General features: G+C 67.8%; 14 protein-coding genes and 1 tRNA gene. 10 read left to right on the top strand and 5 right to left on the bottom strand.

Annotated features, from left to right (window positions below; all coding sequences use genetic code 11):
- The first annotated feature begins 517 nt into the window (after positions 1-517).
- Genes AB0K52_RS20010 through AB0K52_RS20020 form a run of 3 tightly spaced genes read left to right on the top strand, consistent with a single transcriptional unit; the run spans position 518 to position 3,485 of the window.
- Complete coding sequence (locus AB0K52_RS20010) at positions 518-856, top strand: co-chaperone GroES (RefSeq protein ID WP_208499179.1); 339 nt, start codon at positions 518-520, stop codon at positions 854-856.
- Complete coding sequence (locus tag AB0K52_RS20015; RefSeq protein ID WP_363534365.1) at positions 856-1,791, top strand: prephenate dehydrogenase/arogenate dehydrogenase family protein; 936 nt, start codon at positions 856-858, stop codon at positions 1,789-1,791. Before AB0K52_RS20010 ends, AB0K52_RS20015 begins: the two co-directional genes overlap by 1 nt.
- Positions 1,788-3,485 (top strand): DUF885 domain-containing protein, encoded by a 1,698-nt coding sequence (locus AB0K52_RS20020; RefSeq protein ID WP_208499183.1) that lies wholly within the window; start codon positions 1,788-1,790, stop codon positions 3,483-3,485. The genes AB0K52_RS20015 and AB0K52_RS20020 overlap by 4 nt, the downstream gene beginning before the upstream one ends.
- A 188-nt stretch (positions 3,486-3,673) precedes the next feature.
- On the opposite strand, the gene AB0K52_RS20025 is transcribed toward AB0K52_RS20020, so the two are convergent.
- Positions 3,674-4,816 carry a winged helix DNA-binding domain-containing protein gene (locus tag AB0K52_RS20025; protein ID WP_363534368.1) on the bottom strand — a complete coding sequence of 381 codons (1,143 nt, stop codon included), beginning with the start codon at positions 4,814-4,816 and terminating at the stop codon, positions 3,674-3,676.
- Positions 4,817-4,959: 143 nt separating this feature from the next.
- On the opposite strand from AB0K52_RS20025, the gene AB0K52_RS20030 reads away from it, so the two are divergent.
- Together AB0K52_RS20030 and AB0K52_RS20035 are read left to right on the top strand one after the other, a co-directional pair.
- On the top strand, positions 4,960-5,649 hold the full coding sequence (locus AB0K52_RS20030) for a hypothetical protein (RefSeq protein ID WP_363534371.1): 690 nt from the start codon (positions 4,960-4,962) through the stop codon (positions 5,647-5,649).
- A 161-nt stretch (positions 5,650-5,810) separates the two neighbouring features.
- Positions 5,811-5,886 (top strand) — tRNA-Arg (locus tag AB0K52_RS20035).
- A 51-nt stretch (positions 5,887-5,937) separates the two neighbouring features.
- Here the strand turns inward: AB0K52_RS20035 and AB0K52_RS20040 are convergent.
- Positions 5,938-7,275 (bottom strand): DEAD/DEAH box helicase, encoded by a 1,338-nt coding sequence (locus AB0K52_RS20040; protein WP_363534374.1) that lies wholly within the window; start codon positions 7,273-7,275, stop codon positions 5,938-5,940.
- Between AB0K52_RS20040 and AB0K52_RS20045 the strand changes: the two genes are divergently transcribed.
- The 5 genes from AB0K52_RS20045 to AB0K52_RS20065 all read left to right on the top strand — a co-directional run bounded on the left by AB0K52_RS20045 (position 7,274) and on the right by AB0K52_RS20065 (position 13,249).
- Positions 7,274-7,492 (top strand): hypothetical protein, encoded by a 219-nt coding sequence (locus tag AB0K52_RS20045; RefSeq protein WP_363534377.1) that lies wholly within the window; start codon positions 7,274-7,276, stop codon positions 7,490-7,492. The genes AB0K52_RS20040 and AB0K52_RS20045 overlap by 2 nt on opposite strands.
- Positions 7,493-7,615: 123 nt before the next feature.
- Positions 7,616-8,083: a hypothetical protein gene (locus AB0K52_RS20050; RefSeq protein ID WP_363534380.1), complete on the top strand. Its 468-nt coding sequence runs from the start codon at positions 7,616-7,618 to the stop codon at positions 8,081-8,083.
- Positions 8,084-8,562: 479 nt separating this feature from the next.
- On the top strand, positions 8,563-10,431 hold the full coding sequence (locus AB0K52_RS20055; protein ID WP_363534702.1) for a DUF2075 domain-containing protein: 1,869 nt from the start codon (positions 8,563-8,565) through the stop codon (positions 10,429-10,431).
- 132 nt (positions 10,432-10,563) lie between these two features.
- A complete protein-coding gene (locus tag AB0K52_RS20060; protein WP_363534383.1) occupies positions 10,564-12,813 on the top strand; it encodes a DNA/RNA helicase domain-containing protein in 2,250 nt (749 codons plus the stop codon).
- Between the two features lie 61 nt (positions 12,814-12,874).
- A complete protein-coding gene (locus AB0K52_RS20065) occupies positions 12,875-13,249 on the top strand; it encodes a hypothetical protein (protein WP_363534386.1) in 375 nt (124 codons plus the stop codon).
- An 85-nt stretch (positions 13,250-13,334) separates the two neighbouring features.
- On the opposite strand, the gene AB0K52_RS20070 is transcribed toward AB0K52_RS20065, so the two are convergent.
- Genes AB0K52_RS20070 through AB0K52_RS20080 form a run of 3 tightly spaced genes read right to left on the bottom strand, consistent with a single transcriptional unit; the run spans position 13,335 to position 14,316 of the window.
- Positions 13,335-13,634: a hypothetical protein gene (locus AB0K52_RS20070; RefSeq protein ID WP_363534389.1), complete on the bottom strand. Its 300-nt coding sequence runs from the start codon at positions 13,632-13,634 to the stop codon at positions 13,335-13,337.
- Between the two features lie 44 nt (positions 13,635-13,678).
- Positions 13,679-14,008 carry a hypothetical protein gene (locus AB0K52_RS20075; protein ID WP_363534392.1) on the bottom strand — a complete coding sequence of 110 codons (330 nt, stop codon included), beginning with the start codon at positions 14,006-14,008 and terminating at the stop codon, positions 13,679-13,681.
- On the bottom strand, positions 14,005-14,316 hold the full coding sequence (locus tag AB0K52_RS20080; RefSeq protein ID WP_363534395.1) for a hypothetical protein: 312 nt from the start codon (positions 14,314-14,316) through the stop codon (positions 14,005-14,007). Before AB0K52_RS20080 ends, AB0K52_RS20075 begins: the two co-directional genes overlap by 4 nt.
- Between the last annotated feature and the right edge of the window lie 245 nt (positions 14,317-14,561).

Here is a 14,561-nt window from a genome sequence, read left to right on the forward strand (position 1 = left end):
CAGCAGCCTGTACCGAGTTACGGTGGGCACGCCCGAAACCGGCGCGCGGCAGCCAAGGCGGCGGCCCTGCTCCGCGACCGCCGACGGAAGGGCCGACTGGACTCCGACGAAGCGCTCGGCGCTCGGCACTCGGCACTCGGCACTCGGCGCTCGGCACTCGGCGCTCGGCACTCGGCGCTCGGCGCTCGGCGCTCGGCGCTCGGCGACGAATTGTCGTACCCGCAGGGCACCCTGGTATTCGAGGGCACTCACTTCCCCGCACCCGACCCGTGGGGCGCTGGCACTGATGATCGCCGGATCGCCGTACTCACCAGCCACCCTGGTACACGGGGGCGCTCGATGCCGCCACTCCCGAGCCCGTGGGGCGCTGGCACTCGATGATCGCCGGATTGTCGTACCCACGATGCACCCTGGTACTGGGGGCGCACGCTCCCGCCACACCCGACCCCGTGGGACGGAGTGAGACTCCCCGCTCGCACTGCGCGCCGCACTCCCACTCCCGGTAAGCTGGCGCGCTGTGACCGATACACCGTTGGACTCCACGACCGGCCTGCCGGTCCGGCTCCTCCACGACCGCCTCCTCGTGCGCGAGGACGCGGACTCCGAGCGCCGCTCCGCCGCCGGCATCGTCATCCCCGCCACCGCCGCCATGGGCCGCCGCCTGCACTGGGCCGAAGCCGTCGGCGTCGGCCCCCTCGTGCGCTCGGTCGAAGCCGGCGACCGGGTCCTGTTCGACCCCGAGGACAAGGCCGAGGTCGAGCTGCAGGGCAGCACCTTCCTCCTCCTGCGCGAGCGCGACATCCACGCGGTCGCCGCCAAGCGCGTCGACAACGACGGCACGGGGCTCTACCTCTGATGCGCGTCGCGGTCATCGGGCTCGGCCTCATCGGCGGCTCCGCCGCGCTCGCCCTGGCCGAGGCCGGGCACGACGTGCTCGGCTTCGACCCCGACCCGGCCACCCGCGACGCCGCCGCCGCGCACTTCCCCGTCACCGGCGACCCCGCTGACCTCGCCGGCACCGACCTCGCGGTCGTCGCCGCCCCGTTCCGGCACCTCGCGGGCGTCGCCGCCGAGACCTTGGACGGCTACACCGGCCTGGTCACTGACGTGTCCTCGGTCAAGGCCGAGCCCGCGCGGCTGTTCGCACGCCACCGGTTCGTGGGCGGGCATCCCATGGCGGGCAAGGAGACCGCCGGGTTCGCCGCAGCCGAGCCGGACCTGTTCCGGGGCCGCAAGTGGGTGCTGTGCCTCGAAGCGGACACCGACCTCGGCGACTGGACCGCGCTCGCCTCGCTGTGGACGTCGATCGGCGCGCACGTCGTGCCCGCCACCGCCGCCGCGCACGACCGGGCCGCCGCCCGCATCTCGCACCTGGAGCACCTGGTCGCCGCCGCGCTCGTGCGCGTCGCCGACGAGCCGCTGGCCCGGACCCTCGCGGCGGGCTCGTTCCGCGACGGCACCCGCGTCGCGGCCAGCCCGACCGCCCTGTTCACGGGCATGGTCGAAGGCAATCGCGGTGAGCTCATCGCGGCCGCCGACGACCTCGCCACAGAACTCGAGACGGCGCGGCGCCACCTCGACGCATACACCGATTGGCCAAGTTCAATCAGTGAATGGTTCGACGAAGCCCGCGCCCGCCGCGCGGACTGGCCTCCGGAACCCCTTGCGGCACAACGTATCCCGCTCGCGCGCGAAGCGCTCGCGGAACTCGGCGCGGCCGGCGGATGGCTCGAAGCGGTCGAAAGCGAGGTCGCGCTCGCCCGGCGCCCTCGCGTAAAGTCCACTTCATGAGAAGCATCGATCGCATCGCCGACCAGTACGTAGAGGACGTCATCGCTCTGAGCCCCCTCACGGCCACGAGCATGGGCGTCCCCGGACACGACCACGAGATCGACGACCTCTCGCCCGCCGGGCTCGAGGCCGAAGCCGCACTGACCCGCAAGGCGATCGCCGACCTCGAGGCCGCCGAGCCCGTGGACGAGCGCGAGCGCGTCGCCAAGGAGGCCATCCTCGAGCGGCTGCGCCTGCAGATGGAGCGCCACGAGGCGGGCGACACCTACTTGAGCCTCAACGTCCTCGCCTCCCCCGTGCACAGCGTGCGGCAGATCTTCGACCTCATGCCGAAGGACGGCCAGGAGGCCGCCGAGAACATCGCGGCCCGCCTCGAGGCCGTCCCCACCGCGTTCGAGCAGTACACCGAGACGCTGCGCGCCGAGGCCGCCGAGGGGCGCGTCGCCGCCAAGCGGCAGATCCTCGAAGTCGCGCTGCACTGCGACAACTGGAACGGCGCCAAGGGCATCGAGACCGACTTCTGGGCGAACCTGGTCAACGGCGTCACGGTCGACGGGCAGCCGATCAAGACCGGCGCGCTGCGCATCGCCCTGAGCGACGGCGCGACCCGCGCCCGGTACGCCGCCACCCGCTTCGCGCTGTTCCTGCGCGAAGAGCTGGCCCCGCAGGCGCCCGAGAACGACGCGGTCGGCCGCGACCGGTACTCGCGCGCGTCCCGGTACTTCATCGGCTCCGCGATCGACCTCGAGGAGACGTACGCGTGGGGCTGGCAGGAGCTGGCCCGCATCGAGGCCGACATGCGCGCGACCTGCGAGAAGATCAAGCCCGGCGCGTCCATCGAGGAGGTCGTGGCCTTCCTCGACCAGGACCCCGAGCAGAACATGACCGACAAGGCCGTGTTCCGCGACTGGATGCAGGACCTCGCCGACTCGACGATCGCCGACCTCGCGGACAAGCACTTCGACATCCCCGAGCAGATCCGCACCATCGACTGCAAGATCGCGCCGACCGAGGACGGGGCGATCTACTACACCGGACCGAGCGAGGACTTCTCCCGTCCCGGCGCGATGTGGTGGTCGGTGCCGGAGGGCCAGAAGCTCTTCGGCAAGTGGCGTGAGAAGTCCACTGTGTACCACGAGGGCGTGCCGGGCCACCACCTCCAGGTCGGCCAGACCATGGCGCGCATCGAGCTGCTCAACCGCTTCCAGCGCCAGATGATGTGGTGCTCGGGCCACGGCGAGGGCTGGGCGCTCTACTCCGAGCGGCTCATGGACGAGCTCGGCTACTACGACGAGGACCCGGCCGGGCGCCTCGGCATGCTCGACGCGCAGGCCTTCCGCGCCGCCCGCGTCGTGGTCGACATCGGCCTCCACTGCGAGTTCGCCATCCCCGAGGACAACCCGTTCGGCTGGCGCGCCGGCGAGACCTGGGACGGCGAGAAGATGTTCGAGTTCATGCGGGCCCACACCCGCACGATCGAGGACGACATGCTCCACTTCGAGGTCAACCGCTACCTCGGCTGGGCCGGTCAGGCCCCGTCGTACAAGGTCGGCGAGCGCCTCTGGATGCAGGCCCGCGAGGACTACAAGAACCGCAAGGGCGCGGACTTCAGCCTCAAGCAGTTCCACTCGGACGCCCTCAACCTCGGCTCGATGGGCCTCGCCCCCTTCGCCGAAGCCCTGGGCCGCCTGTAAACGCGAATACACCTCAGGGGCTGGCGATGTCGGCCCCGCGGGGTATAGGTAATTGACGAGGGGGCCTGCATGCGGGGCATTTCCGGAATTCCGGATTTGTCCTTCACGCAGGCCCCCTCGTCAACCAAGCTACGGCACGGCACCGACACGGCACGTAACCGAAGGTTCCTCGCAATGCGGGCCTCGCCTCAGGACTCGTGGTCGAGGACGAGCTCCATCTCCGGCTTTCCGTACCAGGCGCGCAGTCGGTCGGCGCCGCGGCGCAGCGCCGCGATCTCGGCGGCCGTGAAGCCCCGGACCCGCCACGTCTCGATGAGCACGGACTCCTTCTTCGGCGTCGCCTTCCAGCTGCCGATCACCTGCCCGTCGAGCAGGATCACCGCCGAGTACCGCGCCCGGCCCGGGAAGCGCGTGCGCGGCACCGAATGGTGCATCACGAACTCCTTCGAGTCCGTGTAGGCGCACAGCATCTCGTCGAAGCCCTGCACGAAGTCCACCACCGGGCCGCTCTCGCGCGCCGCCGGCGGCTCCTGCGAGTAGTAGAGCACCTGGTCGCCGACCCGCAGCTCCTGCAGGCCGAGACCGTCCAACGCGGCCTTCGCGTCGGCGACCTTCAACGTCGCCCAGCGTGTGAAGTCCTTGAGCGTCGCCGGCCCGCGCGAGGTGAAGAACCGCTCCGCGAGCGCCCGGATCGCCTCGTCCTGCTCGATCGCGCCAGCCGGGACGCGCTCGTCGAAGTTCGCGTACGTCTGCTTGCCGCCCTTGGGAGTGCCCGAGCAGATCGCCGACTTCAGCTCCGCGTGCATGAGCAGGTGGATCAGCCGCGTGCTCGTCGGGTCCGCGACCCCGGCCGCGGCCAGCGCCTCCGCGGCCTCCTCGCGCGTCAGGTGCTGCCCGCCCGCGGTGGCCGCGGCGAGCACCTCGGCGCCGCGGTCGAGGGTCCGGTCGTCGAGCCCCCAGGCGCGGTTGTTCGTGCCCATGAGGTTCACGACGCGCTCGCCGCCGGCGGCGAGCATCATCCGCAGGTCCTCGATCGGGACGGTGTGCCAGGTGGTGCGCAGGACGTGGGTGCGGACGACCGCGCCCTTGTCGATGAGGGCGTCGATCGAGTCGACGGCCGCGAACGGCAGCCCCTCGGCGTCGGGTCGGGTGCGCATCGCGGGGGTGAGCTTCGAGGGCTGGTACTCCTGGGACTGGACTGCTCCCAGGTGCCTGAACGCGTCCATCGGGGTGGCGAAGCGCTCGCCCCAGAGGCGCTGCGAGTGTGCCCGCCAGGCGGCGACCGCGCCAGGCTCGAGATCCGTGCCGTTGCGGCCGGTGGGTGTTGCCATCTGCACATGCTAACCGCCACATGCGACATGAGGTCTCCGCTGATCCCCATGTTTCGGCCGTGGCGGGCGCATGGCCCGAATCACCTCGCCGGCGCGCCGTCCGTCGGGTGGACGCGGTTGCGAACAACGGCCACAATTGCGGCATGTCCCTTCCGCACGCGGTCCTCAGGCTCTCCACCGACGTCCTCGCCGACATCAACGACGACGAGCGCCTGGCGTTCGCCTACGCGCACGGCCCCGCCCTGTCCGGTTTCGGGGAGGAGGCGGAGCTGGTCTGCGTGTGGGAGACCGACGCGGTCCCCGCCGACGCCAGCGCCGAGGCCGTGCACCTCACGGTCGCGCGCTTCCAGGCCCACCTGGAGGCCCTGGACCGCGGTGAGGGCTGGCGCCACCCGGGGGACGAGGCGTTGCACGTCATCTCCCGTTTCGCCGAGGGCACCCTCTTGGCGGACGACTCGGAGCTGGGTTCGAAGGCGCGCGCGGAGGCGACCGAGTTCCCGCAGGCCCTGGCCGACGCTTCCCGCGAGGCGGTCGCGGCCGAGGTCGAGGCGATCGCGAAGCGCCTGGGCGACGCCTCGGACCCGTGGGAGCTCGCCGAGACCCTCACTGAGGGGCTGCACCGCGCCTATGTGGCGTTGTTCGCGGCGGGCGGGTACTTCTTCCCCGGCCACGAGCACCGCGCGGCCTTCGTCGAGCGCTACGTCCTGGGCGACGAGGTCCCGGAGGCCGAGGCGGCCGTCTGGGCGGCCGCGACCGCTCCCCTCCCCGAGCGCGCCGAGGCCCTGCCCGCCGCCTGGCGCGCCCTGGCGAAGACGGTCCTCGACAACTGCTGAGACGTGGTGTGTTAGTTGGACCAAGGCGGCTGTCGGGCGGCGTGTTGGTTGGACCACGACAGGACTAATGGCCCAGGACACAACATCACACCCGGTTGCAGATTCGTTTTCGACCCAGGTAAGGTTATGCCCGGTCCTGATCGAAACGATCAAGCCGACCTGCGCCGCTAGCTCAACGGATAGAGCATCTGACTACGGATCAGAAGGTTGGGGGTTCGAATCCCTCGCGGCGCACCAATGAGAGCCAGGTCTTCGGACCTGGCTTTTTCTGCTGTGTCGGCATAGTCGTCAGAGGCCGAGTCGGGCCCGTTCCGCCACGATGATCCGCTGTTCCAGCGGGATCGAGTCGTCGTCGAGCGGGGCGGGGCGGGCGATGCCGGTGTCGGTGGCCATGCCGTCGGTGGATTTCGCGTCGCTCTGCCGCGCGTAGTGCTCGAACAGGAGCTGCTTCTGCTCCTGGACTTCCCGGATGCGCTCGTCCACGCCGTCTTTGGCGAGCAGGCGATGCACTTGGACGCGTCGGGTCTGGCCCATCCGGTGGGCGCGGGCGATCGCCTGCTGCTCGACGCTCGGCTTCCACTGCGGTTCGGCGATGATTACGACTGACGCGGCCTGGATGTTCAGGCCGACTCCGCCCGCTTCGATCTGTGCCAGGATCACCGCCGGGCCTTCGCGGCGGGTGAAGTCGTCGATCATGTCCTGGCGCTTCCGTGCAGGAACGCTCCCGGTGATCGGGCCGATCGCGAGATTGCCGAGCCTGGACCCGGCGGCGGCGAGGACGTCGAGGAAGTACGAGAATACGATGACCTTCTGGCCTTCAGCACCTGCGTCTTCGACGAGCTCCGCCAGCCGGTCCAGTTTCGCGGTGCCGGGCATAGCCGAGGAGGCTTGTCGCATGCCCATGAGGTTCCGCGCCCGCACCTGGTCGCGGTAGGCGTTCGCGTCGTCCCCGGTGAACTGCACCCACTCCTCGACCTCGATCTTCTCGGGCAGTTCGGTGAGCACGTCTTCCTGGTTGCGCCGCAGGTACACCGGGGCGACCAGGCGGCGGAATGCCCTGGCCCCGACCACGGCGTCACCCGCGTCGACCCGCCTGGCGATGTCGGGCCGGAGATACCCGATGAGCGCCTGGAACTCCTCGACCCGGTTCTCCATCGGAGTGCCGGAGAGGAACAGGGTCCGCTGGGACCGGCCGATGGCGGCCCTGACGGCCTGGGTGCGTTTCGTGCCCGGGTTCTTGATGTAGTGGGCCTCGTCGACTACGAGGAGCGCGGTCTCGGCGTCCGCGTGGCGGCGCAGCGTCTCCAGTCGGTCGATGGTGTTGAACGTGGTGACCGCGATGCCGCCGCGGTGCAGCCATTTGCGGGCCTCGGCTTCACGGCCGGTGCCGTGGAGGCTGAACGACGCCAGGCGGGTGTGTTTGCGGATCTCGTTGAGCCAGTTCGGGACCACGCTGGCAGGGCAAACGACAAGGAAGCGTCGCTGACCTTTCGCGGCGAGGTGCGCGGCGACCGCGAGGGCCTGGATGGTCTTGCCCAGGCCCATCTCGTCGCCGATGATCGCCTGCTCCTGGTGGATCGTGTACTTCGCTCCGAACAGCTGGTAGAAGCGGAGGTCGGTGCGCATGAGGCTGGCGTCGAACGGCAGCGCCTCGATCTTCTGGCGTAGTTCGGGACTGACGAAGTCCTCGGCGCGCGGCGTCCTCGATGTCGGCGCCGGTGATCTTCGCGAGCGACGTGTTGACGTTCGCGGCCTGGAGTTCGAAGTCGCGCCAGAGCTCGTCGGCGGACCAGCGGCCGGGGTCGGCGCGTTCGAGCGCTTCCGCGAGACTGCGGACGAGTGAGCCGGTCTCGAAGTCGGCGATGACCGCTTCGAGCGCGTCGAGGCCGGCGAGCGCTTCGGCTTTGCGCTTGCGGCCGGACCAGAACATCGCGGTCTTGCTGGCGGCGCGGTCGGCGGCGGCGATGTGCGGCGCGGTGCGGGTTTTGAAGCGCTGGACGGCGTCTCGCAGTCCGTCTGCGGCGGCTCCGGCGGCCCGCTCGGCGGCCAGGGTCGCCAGGATTCTGGTGTGGCGGGGGTCCTTGCGGACCGGGTCGAGGCGGGGGCGCGTGTCGGCGGCGGCGCGCTCGGCCAGGAGGTCGGCGGCGGCTTTGACTTCTTCGACGGTCTGCGCCCCGACACCGGGTACCTGCTGGAGCCGGTGGTGGGAGGCGCTGCGGATCAGGGCGACGGTGCTGAATCCGGCCTGCTCCAGCTTCCCCAGGCGCATGCCTTTCGCGACCTTCTTGAGGTCGCCGGTGGGCATCTTCGCGAGGCGCTCGGCGACCTCCTCGCGGGCGAGGACGGCGTACTGGTCGCGGACGGCGGCGCGCAGCTGCGCCGGGGCGGCGGCGAGCCGGTCGTACTGAAGCAGGATGTTGCGGGCGTGGGCTGACTGCGAGCGGGCGTACTCGCCGATCTTCCGCTTGTCGAGGGGTGCGGGTGTCGAGGGCATGGCCTTCCAGGGGTCCGGCGGCACACAGGAGACTCAGTGTAGCCGTTTGGGGCGTAGCGATGTTCTCGCTGAAGGCCCGTGAACGGCCGAACGCTCAGGTGCCACTGGTCGGAGGTAAGGGGTTCGAGCGGAGCAGTAGCGAGCGCTCCTGCACCGTTCTCCCATGAACCGGGTAGATCCGCAGGATCGAACTTCGAATCACCTTGTTCAACCTCGTTGGCCGTCGGCTGGTCGTGGATCGACCGCTGCGGCAACGGCTCTGGCATTCGGCGACCGCTCAACGGCATTCAGGCCGCACGAGTGCGGACAGTAGACTCGGTCCGTTCCATGTTGTGGCCCGCCGGGCTTCCGCTCTGCGCGGACATGCCCCCATGCCACGCGAGCTTCTCGTGTGCCTTGGGGGATTGCCTGTGGCTGTCATGCGCATGTCCGCGCAAAGCCTGGCCCGTGTCGACGCGGTGTTCCCGGATGGTCAGATAAGCGTGTCGCTGTCGGAGCAGTACTTCCGCCATTTCGGTACGCAGCCTTCGAAAAGCGAGCAGCGCTCCTGGGACCGAAGCCTTCCGGTCCTCGCCCAGGACCTCCTCGACGCGGGTCTGGGCAAGGTCGAGGTGCTGATCGAACATCGGCTGCCGCTCACCAGCAGACGGGTGGACGCCATCCTCACGGGCGTCGGGCACGACGGTACCGATCGGTTCGTGGTGGTCGAGCTCAAGCAGTGGAGCGAGGCGGAACTCTTCGAAGAGGATCCCGAACTTGTGCTCGTGCCGGGTCTGGGATCGAAGCCCCGACTGCATCCGATGGTGCAGGCTGCCGGCTACCGCGACTACCTGGTCGACTTCACCATGGGGTTGGACCCCGCCGTCGTGGGCGCCGTCGCGTACCTGCATAACGCCGCCCACGGCGATGTCTTCGACTTGTTCGACCTGCCCGGGGATGCCCGCACCCGGCTGTTCACACGCAGCAGGCGCGCCGAATTCCTCGACTATCTGCGGAGCACCTTTGCGGACGAACCGGGGGCCGAGGCGGCGGACCGCCTGGAGAACGCCCGGATCGGGCCCTCGAAGCAGCTCCTGGCCCATGCGGCAGACGAGTTGCGAAACCGGGACCAGTTCGTGCTGTTGGACGAGCAACGGACCGCGTTCGATCTCGTCTTGCACCTGGTCAAGAAGTCCTGGAACGCCGACTCGAAGGAGGTCGTGGTGGTTTCGGGCGGACCGGGGTCGGGCAAAAGCGTCATCGCGATCGCGCTGCTGGCGAGATTGGCCGAGGAGCAGTTCAGCGTGCTGCACGCGACCGGGTCGAAGTCGTTCACCGAGACGATGCGCAAGCATGTCGCACGCGGCTCGACGCGGCTGAAGAGCATGTTCAAGTACTTCAACAGCTTCATGAAGTCCGACCGCAATGTGCTGGACGTGCTCATCTGCGACGAGGCGCACCGCATTCGAGAGACCTCGGCGAACCGCTTCACCAAGAAGGACGACCGCAACGGACGCCTGCAGATCGACGAGCTCGTGAGCGCTGCCCGGGTTCCCGTGTTCCTGCTCGACGAGCACCAGGTAGTGCGCCCGGGCGAGATCGGGTCGGTCGCCGACATCGAGACGTACGCGAAGCTCAAGGGCTTCAAGGTTCACCACATCGACCTGGTCGACCAGTACCGCTGCGGCGGAAGCCTCCTGTACGAGCGCTGGGTGCTGCGGCTGCTCGGGCTGGAGGGAGACGGCCCGGTCGCTTGGGAAGGCGACGACCGCTTCGAGGTCGCGACCGCCGGTTCACCCTGGGACCTCGAGACACGCCTGGCGGCTCGGCTGGACGAGGGGTACTCGGCACGGATGGCCGCCGGGTACTGCTGGAAGTGGTCGGACCCGAATGAGGACGACACTTTGGTGCCGGACGTCGTCATCGACGACTGGTCGCGTCCGTGGAACGTCAAGAGCGAACGCTCGGTCGGCGACGCCCCGTCGTCGTCACTGTGGGCGACAAGGGAAGGCGGGTTCGGGCAGGTCGGATGCGTGTACACCGCCCAGGGGTTCGAATACGACTACAGCGGCGTCATCATCGGCCCTGACCTTCTGTATCGGGACGGGCGTCTCGTGACCGACCGCAGCGCGAGCAAGGACCCGGCGCTCAAGCGTCAGACCACGGACGAGGAAGCCGACCGGCTGATCCGGAACACCTACAAGGTGCTGCTGACTCGGGGCCTGCGAGGCACGCTGATCTACTCGACCGACCCGGAGACGCAGCGGTTCCTGACCTCGCTTATGCAAGTCCCGATCCTTCCCGATTGAGGGGCGTGCGGAGTGCGTGGATCCATTAGGCTTATCCCCCAGTAAGAGTGGTACGACGGACTTCCCCGGTCTCCGACGCTCGGATATGTCCCCCAATCCACACGAGCAACTCGTGTATCAGGGGACCCCTTCTTGTCCGCATATTTCGAGCGCACCGCCTCTGCGCTCCTGCAGGAATTCGGCAACACCGCCAACGACAAGCGCCTCGGACAGGTGCTGACCACCAAGTTCAAGACACGCGGCGCCAAGAAGCCGCAGCCCGGCGAGATCAACTCCTGGAATCAAAGCCTCCCCGCACTGGCGAATGCACTCGAGGAAGCGGGCCTGGGCAACTTGGCCATGTTCATCGAATTCACGATGCCGCCCTCGAACCGGTGCGCCGATGTCGTCCTCGCCGGCCCGAGCAAGGAATCCGGCAAGCCGGCCTACATGGTGGTGGAACTCAAGCAGTGGACCGATTTTCCGGTTCAACAGGGCGACGGCATGGTCGATATCAGCCACAAGAGCGGAGACCCGAACTGGAAGATGCACCCGTGGAAACAGACGCGGAACTACATGGAGTACCTCGCCGACGCCTACGGCGTACTGGGATCAGGACCCCTCTACGGAGCCGCGTACCTGCATAATGCGACCAGTGCGTTCATCGAACGGCTACGACAGGTTCGAGATGGAGCCGGGTCGTACATGTTCGGCGCCGATGAGCGCGCCGAGTTCACGACCTACCTTCACAGGATCTTCGGCACCGGTAGCAGCGCAGATGCGGCCCGGCTGCTGCGCACCTCTCGCCCTCGTGTCTCCGACGGACTGCTCAGTCGGATCAATGCAGAGTTCCGCGCAGGCGCCAAGGACCGATTCGTACTGCTCGAAGAGCAGAAGTTGGCCTATGAAATGGTGTTCGACGCATTGCACGAGGCCGCACTGACCAGCCAGAAGGCGGCGGTCATCGTCCGGGGAAAACCTGGAACGGGCAAGACCGCTGTCGCCTTGAAGCTCGCAGGCGAGTACTTCCTCAAGCAGCGAGGAGTGTACTACCAGGTCTGGCACACGGCGTTCCGGAACGGCCTCATCGCCCACTCGGGATTGAAGAAGAACGTCGCCGAGCGCATTTTCGTGAGCCCGCGCGGCAAGTACGTGCGGCTACGTCAGGCGCCCGAGAACATCGCCCTCTCCATCTGCGACGAAGCACACCGGCTCGAGGAGTGGACGCGCGAGCGAACCGTTCAGGGGATCGGACCGCAGATCGAGGACATTCTCGCCGTGACGAACCTGCACGTGTTCTTCATCGATGATGACCAACAGGTCAAGATGAAGGAGATCGGGACCGTGGAGCGTCTTCGCAAGGAGCTCGAGGGTCGCAATGTCCTCGTCTCTGAAATCGAACTCACCACGCAGTTCCGCTCCGGCGGCGTCGATGCGTACGTCGACTGGACCCGCAGGCTGGTCGGACTCGAGGACTCGCCGCCTGGACGCTGGGAGCAGCGGGAGGACTTCGAGCTCTGGATCGCCGAACGGCCCGAGGAGGTCGAGCAGATCCTGAAGGAGCGGGCAGGCGACCAGGAGCGGTATCGGATCACGGCAGGATTCTGTTGGAAGTGGTCGGACAAGAAGGACAAGGACGGGATCAAATGGGACTTCCTCAAGATCGGCGACTGGACCAGGAAGTGGAACCTCAAGACCGGGTCCGACGAAGGACCGAAGTCCTCTGAATGGGCGTGGCAGAAGGGCGGCTTCGAGCAAATCGGGTGCATCCACACCTCGCAGGGCCTCGAATGGGAATGGACCGGCGTCATCATCGGAACCGACCTGGTCTGGGACGGTGAAGGCACCGTGCCGGTGCTGGAGAAGAACCTCGACCTTCCGAACTACGCCGACGACCCGGAGAGGCAGAAGGAGGCGATGAAACTGATCCGGAACGCCTACTACGTCCTCATGACTCGAGGACAACGAGGCGCCGTGATCTACGCCGAAGACAGTCGCCTCCGCGCAGCGCTCCGTGCCCTGGTCGATCCGATGCCGGTGCCACTTCCGCTCACAGTCAAGGAGCAGCAGGATCTGCCGGGAGGCGTCGATCGACTCGATCCGGAAATCAAGACGGCCGTGGACGCCTTCCACCGCGCCGGCGGCCCGCTGGCGCGAGCCCAGGTGAAATACGTGCCGACCCACCGAGCGCAGCTCGCCTGGCGCGAGAAGCGAGTGGCGATCCTGTCCGACACGTTGTCCTCTGACGATGCGGACGATGCGAAGCGGGCGTACGCCGATGCAGGCTGGACAGCCCGCCGAGAGTCCGACTGGGATGCCGGCTCCCTGTTGGCGGCGCTGGGGGTCGTCGATGCCTCGGCCGAGGATCACGAACTCTCACAACACAAAGGCTTGCAGGCGTAGTCGACCACTCTCACACAGCTCACCCCCGCAGCAGACCTCGCAGAAATGGAGCAAGCAGACGATGACCGATTCGAACGACCCGGTGAAACTCATCGAGAACGGCTTGGACCATCTGGTTCACCACCCCGAACCGATCACTTACTCCGACTTCAACACCCTCCTGGGCAGCCGCTTCAACCTCTCCAGCGACGAAGGCCGCTACGCCTTCGGTCAAGTCCTCGGGCTGATCACCGACCGCCTCCGGGAAGACAACCCGGACACGCGTCACTTCATGATCTCGGCATTGGTGCACACCAAGGGCGGGGATCCGGGCGCAGGGTTCTACAAGCTCGCGACAGAACTCGACCTTCTCAAGCCCAACGCTTCCGACTTCGACAAAATGGAGTTCTGGGTCAACCAGGTCAAGGCTATCCAGACGTACTACGGCGACTCGTAACCCGCTTTGCTCGCCATATGGGGGAGCAAAGCGGGCAGCAGACGCCGGGCGCACCTGGTTTCACCGATCGCGGCGTACTCGTTGGTCATGTTCGCCGCGATCGGAGGAGCACGGCTGCATGGAGTAGGCGCGCCTCGCGATCCTTGTAACGCAGCCAGTCGAGATGCCCGGGTTGCGCAACGAATCCCGGGCCGCTCTCCCGCATGACCACGGTGCCGATCCGCTTGGGCTCGATATCGGGGAAGCCGACCAGGATCGAGTCGGAGAGCGTGAGCCACACCAGTTCGACCAACCGCCCGTCGATCGCGACCGAGCCGAGCGGCAGCGCCGCGGGCCGTGCTTGAGAAGTCGTGCCGGGAACGGGCCGACCGCCGTGCGAATGCAACGGAGCGGCGGTCGGCCCCGCCGGGAGAGGGTCGTGTCGAGCGTTCAGGCGACGGCCCTCCCGGCGTTCGGGCGGCACTCGGGACACCAGGCGCGTTCGTGGAGGTGAAGCCCTGGCGTGTAATGCCACCCGGCCGCCTCTGCCCGGCGCGCCATCTCTCCGTAACCGGAAGCGGAGAGACGGATCGCGGCCGGGCAGAGGCAGCAGGACACCGTGACGAAACGCCGGGGCTCCACCCTGCCCTGGCGGTCGACGGTGTCGGAGTGAAGCTCATGGAAGACGACGGCTTTGTAAGTGGGAGGGGCGTGGCGGCCGGGTACCGGCAGGCGTGTGACGAAGACGCTGCGCAGCACCAGGTCACTGAAGTCGTTCACGACCGGGCCTCCGTAGTCCGCGAGGAGGCAAGGGCCGCATCGACGGCCGCGAAGGCGAGCCGCTTCACTTCCTGCTTCCAGTCGGTTGGATTCGAGGACCACAAGCGGCCTTGCCACCTGATGAACCGGTCTGCCGGAGCGGCTGGATTGCAGACCAAGGCAATCTGCGGGCCTTCGTCGTGATGCAGGCACAGGTTCAGACGCCGGCCGCTCGCACTGGCGCGCAGCACGAACATGGTCCCGTTCGCGTTGACGAACTCGCCGTAGACCCGGCCAGGTACAAGCGGCGGACGCTGTCGTCGGCTCATGCCGTGTCCTCCCCCACGACCTGATAACGGTCGCTTTAGGACTCCGCACCTTTGCGGCGGAGCGTTGGTACAAGCCTAAGAGCTGGGGAAACACGGGGACAAGGACGAGAACTGACCGGCGAGGATGCCGTAGGTCGCGGGCTCCCGTCGATCACGGCATACGGAAGGGACAAAATCCGACTTCTCGGTGTCCCGTCCAGGTGGCCGCCTTCGGAACGGGCCGGCAAGCGGGGGAGCCTTGCGGC

The organism is Glycomyces sp. NPDC049804 (assembly GCF_040674615.1).
Lineage (GTDB): Bacteria > Actinomycetota > Actinomycetes > Mycobacteriales > Micromonosporaceae > Glycomyces > Glycomyces niveus.

Bases quoted from the DNA above. Each gene is read 5' to 3' on its own strand.
- AB0K52_RS20020 (WP_208499183.1), top strand. From the start codon at position 1,788: ATGAGAAGCATCGATCGCATCGCCGACCAGTACGTAGAGGACGTCATC.
- AB0K52_RS20055 (WP_363534702.1), top strand. From the start codon at position 8,563: ATGCGCATGTCCGCGCAAAGCCTGGCCCGTGTCGACGCGGTGTTCCCG.
- AB0K52_RS20080 (WP_363534395.1), bottom strand. From the start codon at position 14,316: ATGAGCCGACGACAGCGTCCGCCGCTTGTACCTGGCCGGGTCTACGGC.
- AB0K52_RS20015 (WP_363534365.1), top strand. From the start codon at position 856: ATGCGCGTCGCGGTCATCGGGCTCGGCCTCATCGGCGGCTCCGCCGCG.
- AB0K52_RS20025 (WP_363534368.1), bottom strand. From the start codon at position 4,816: ATGGCAACACCCACCGGCCGCAACGGCACGGATCTCGAGCCTGGCGCG.
- AB0K52_RS20040 (WP_363534374.1), bottom strand. From the start codon at position 7,275: ATGCGCACCGACCTCCGCTTCTACCAGCTGTTCGGAGCGAAGTACACG.
- AB0K52_RS20045 (WP_363534377.1), top strand. From the start codon at position 7,274: ATGAGGCTGGCGTCGAACGGCAGCGCCTCGATCTTCTGGCGTAGTTCG.
- AB0K52_RS20030 (WP_363534371.1), top strand. From the start codon at position 4,960: ATGTCCCTTCCGCACGCGGTCCTCAGGCTCTCCACCGACGTCCTCGCC.
- AB0K52_RS20065 (WP_363534386.1), top strand. From the start codon at position 12,875: ATGACCGATTCGAACGACCCGGTGAAACTCATCGAGAACGGCTTGGAC.